The following is a 3,605-nucleotide window of genomic DNA, read 5'->3' as shown; positions in this document are numbered from 1 at the left end:
CTCTGCCGGGGATGCCATACGCCTTCAGGGAAGGAGTCACCGCCAGGCAGATGGTTTTCTCCGTGCGGCTCTCATCCGCCACCACCAGATTCGTGTTCAGCGGATCCAATCCTCGATCCACGCATTCCACCGAAGCGTAAAAACTTTTCAGATCAATTGCAATATAGACCCCCACAGGATCACCTCCAACACCTGTTATTCCCGAACGTTTCTGAAAAAAGCACCATCCGGTGCATAGGGCAGCTTTAAGGGCACACCCAGCTTCTGCATTTGCTGTACTTTGATCAGCAGCAGGTTCACATCCACGCAAAGCATACTGGCAGCCGCTTCTGCATCATAGCCTTCCCGGACAAGCTCTGTCAGTTCCCCATCATCGATCAACAGATGAGCGGCAAATGCATTTGCCTCATACTCCGTCCGACCTGCCATCCAGAACAGCTGAAATTCCTGCAGCCCCTCTCCCCCGGCAAGCTGACGATGCAGCTGATCATGCCCCAACTCATGGGCAAGCACCATCCGGTACAGATCCTCACTGACGTTGGGATTCATCAGTACGATTCGATGCTTCCAGCGGTAAGTATACATACCCAGCAGGTCACGGAAATCCGGGCAGTCATACACCCGGATCCCCATATCCGCCGCAAGCCGCACCGGATCACTGGTACCCCAGTGCCGGATCAGCGCCTGCACCTGCCGATAAACTGTACTGGGATCCATACTACTCCTCTTTCTTGCGGCGACTGCTGGACACATACTTCTGATTGTCCTCCTTACAGTCAAAATACGCCTTCTGCAGGGCGATCATCACCGCATCCCGGTCATTTTCCGACAGCTCTCCCCCTGCAAACAAACCGGTCAGTTCCGCCACCAGTGCCTCTGCCTGCTGCTTGCCCCGGCTTCCGAATTGCTCTGATGCCTGGGTCACAAAGGATTCATCCTCCGCCATCAGATAATTTTTCTCCACTCCGAAATACGCTGCCATTCTGTCGTAGATCTCCCGGTTCCGTGGGTACCGTCCTTCCTGCTCATAGGAAACATAGGTGCGCAGGGATACATGGATCCCGTCCGCAACAGCCTGCTGGGTTTTCCCCTGCTGGATCCGCAGGATTCTGATTTTTTCTGCAAATTTCATGGAGCCCTCCATCCCTGCAATACGCAATTCAATTGCATATTCATTATATCTCATTCTCCTATAAAAGTCAAGGCAATACCCTAAAAACTTTGTATGGAAAATTACTCTAGTGCGAAAAAACACCGCACAAAGCCCTGGACAAGCCTTGTACGGTGCTGTTCTGATTGATGCAGAGATTGTTACCTATCGTTTGATTTTAAGGCAACACTGCATATCGGCACACGATTCCCATGGATTTTTTGCAAAATATAATAGGTGAACGCTCCTGCATTCAGAGTCAGTGCCCCGACCCATGCAGCGATTTCCGCATACGCCGTTGCATCAAATCCGATTTTGCCGATAAACAGGGCAATCACGAGGATTCTGAACGCCATTTCTACCACACCGGACACCATGGGCAGCATGGGCTTCCCCATCCCCTGGCAGCCGCTGCGGAATACAAACAGAAAGTCCACTGTAAAAATCATGAAGCCGCATTTTACAAGAAATCCGGCTGCAAGTTCTATCTGTTCACTGCCGTTGAGCATCAGGGACGCAAGCAGTCTTGGGAACAGTACCATGAAGGATCCCAGCAGAATATAGGATACGGCTGCAATGGACAGACATCCCTTCAAGCCGCTGAGGATTCTGTCGTAATGTTTTGCGCCGTAATTCTGACTGGTAAAGGCGGACATGGTGTACCCGGCAGTGCATGCCGGCTGCATAAACAGATTGATATACTTGCTGCATGCAGAGTATGCGGAGGTGTACACCACGCCCATACCGTTTACAAAATACTGGACGGTCATGCATCCCACTGCGGTAATGGAATTCATAATAGCCATAGGGATTCCGTTTTTCAGAAGATTCAGGATCATGCTTCCGTTGTTCCGGAAATCCTCCCGTGTAACCCGGATCAATTCAATGTGGCGCAGCTTCCGGAAACAAATCGCCGCAGAAACCACCTGTGCCAGCACGGTCACTGCCGCCGGACCGCCCACGCCCGTCTTGAACACAAATACGCACAGGGAGTCCAGTATGATATTCAGAACGGTGGAAACAACGATGGCATAAAACGGCGTCTTGCTGTCCCCCAGGGCACGGAGGATGCTTGCGCACAGATTGTAGGCGATGCTGGCTGCAAGTCCTCCGAAAATGACGTAGCCATAAGTCAGACTGTCCTGCATAATCTTTTCCGGAGTTTGCAGCAGAAGAAGCACCTGCCGGAGAAAGAGCATGCTGACGATCGTAAGCAAAGCTGTCATGCCAAACGCCAACAGAATGGCGGATGCCACAGAGCGGCGCAGATTCTTCTGATTGCCTGCCCCATAATATTGAGCAGTGAGGATGGAAAAACCATTGGTTAGTCCGATGGAAAAACCAATCACCAGGAATGTCAAGGACGACATATTTCCCACAGCCGCCAGCGCATCATCCCCAAGTCCCTTTCCTACGATTGCGGTATCGGCGATGGAGTATATTTGCTGTAGCATATTGGTAAAAAGCATAGGAAAGAAAAACGTTAAAATCAGTTTTGTGGGATTTCCTCTTGTCAAATCATAGGTTTGTGCCATAGCTATGCCTCCTTTCTATGAACAACACCATTATATAAATCTGTCCGATATTTTTATATCAGAACTGTGGTATTTTTATCAGAAGTATGGTATAATCGCAGAAGAAACATAAAGTGCGGGAGGATATAGCTATGAACACCAATCGGGATTTGAATTATCGTCTGTATTTGCAGCGTGAGGAGGGCTTTCACCGGATTTCCTTCAGCAGTGAGTTTGAAAAATACAAGATCATCAGCTCCGGAGATGTAAAAAAAGTCCGAGAGAATATCGCCGGGATCAAACAGAATTTCTACCAGGGTCTAGGCACCCTTTCAAAAGACCCGGTCAAGAATGTGCGCTATCACCTTATCGTTGCGGTGGCGCTGATCTCCCGGGTCTGCGTGGAAAATGGCATGAGTCAAGATCTTGCCTACACCCTCAGTGATATTTACATTCAGCGGGCGGATGAATGTGCACACATTGACAGGATGATCGAGATGATAGGTGAAATACAGCTGGACTATGCGGAACGGATGCGGGATATTAAAAAAGAACATGTGGGATCTATTCATGTGAGAAAATGCATGGACTATATTTATGAGCATTTGCAGGAAAAAATGACCATTGAGGGGGCAGCGGCCTATTTACAAATCCACCCCACATATCTTTCCAAGCTATTTTCCAAAGAGGTGGGCATGCCCTTTCGACAATTCATTATCCACGCCAGAGTCAATGCCGCAAAGAACATGCTGGTATATTCTGATTTTTCCTATCTGGAAATCTCGCTGTCCCTTGGATTTTCCTCCCAAAGCGCTTTCACCAGTACATTTCGCCGGCTGACCGGCATGACGCCCGGCAAGTACCGAGAAGCGTTCGGGGACAGCCCTGCGGAACAGATTTAAACACTTACCGCCCAGAAACGGGTTGACAAATCCGGTGGG

Annotated in this window: 4 protein-coding genes and 1 pseudogene; 1 reads left to right on the top strand and 4 read right to left on the bottom strand. The window is 49.6% G+C overall.

Going from position 1 to position 3,605, the window contains the following annotated elements; translation table 11 throughout:
* From QVO51_RS07800 to QVO51_RS07785, 4 genes and pseudogenes are all read right to left on the bottom strand, one after another.
* Nucleotides 1–175: pseudogene (locus QVO51_RS07800) on the bottom strand (DNA methylase); the annotation flags it as partial.
* A gap of 20 nt (nucleotides 176–195) precedes the next feature.
* Entirely contained in the window at nucleotides 196–717 is a 522-nt protein-coding gene (locus QVO51_RS07795) for an ImmA/IrrE family metallo-endopeptidase (RefSeq protein ID WP_022357936.1), read from the bottom strand.
* A gap of 1 nt (nucleotide 718) precedes the next feature.
* The gene (locus QVO51_RS07790) at nucleotides 719–1,132 is read right to left on the bottom strand and encodes a helix-turn-helix transcriptional regulator (protein WP_015558769.1); all 414 of its coding nucleotides are present in this window, start codon (nucleotides 1,130–1,132) and stop codon (nucleotides 719–721) included.
* Nucleotides 1,133–1,311: 179 nt separating this feature from the next.
* Nucleotides 1,312–2,685, bottom strand: a complete 1,374-nt coding sequence (locus tag QVO51_RS07785; RefSeq protein ID WP_022357935.1) for an MATE family efflux transporter — start codon at nucleotides 2,683–2,685, stop codon at nucleotides 1,312–1,314.
* Between the two features lie 131 nt (nucleotides 2,686–2,816).
* Here QVO51_RS07785 and QVO51_RS07780 point away from each other — a divergent pair, with 131 nt between their 5' ends.
* The gene (locus QVO51_RS07780; RefSeq protein WP_022357934.1) at nucleotides 2,817–3,566 is read left to right on the top strand and encodes a helix-turn-helix transcriptional regulator; all 750 of its coding nucleotides are present in this window, start codon (nucleotides 2,817–2,819) and stop codon (nucleotides 3,564–3,566) included.
* Nucleotides 3,567–3,605: the final 39 nt, after the last annotated feature.

Source organism: Ruminococcus sp. CAG:379 (assembly GCF_000434255.1).
Classification (GTDB): domain Bacteria; phylum Bacillota; class Clostridia; order Oscillospirales; family Ruminococcaceae; genus Ruminococcus_F; species Ruminococcus_F champanellensis.
This window is presented reverse-complemented; position numbering and strand designations above follow the sequence as displayed.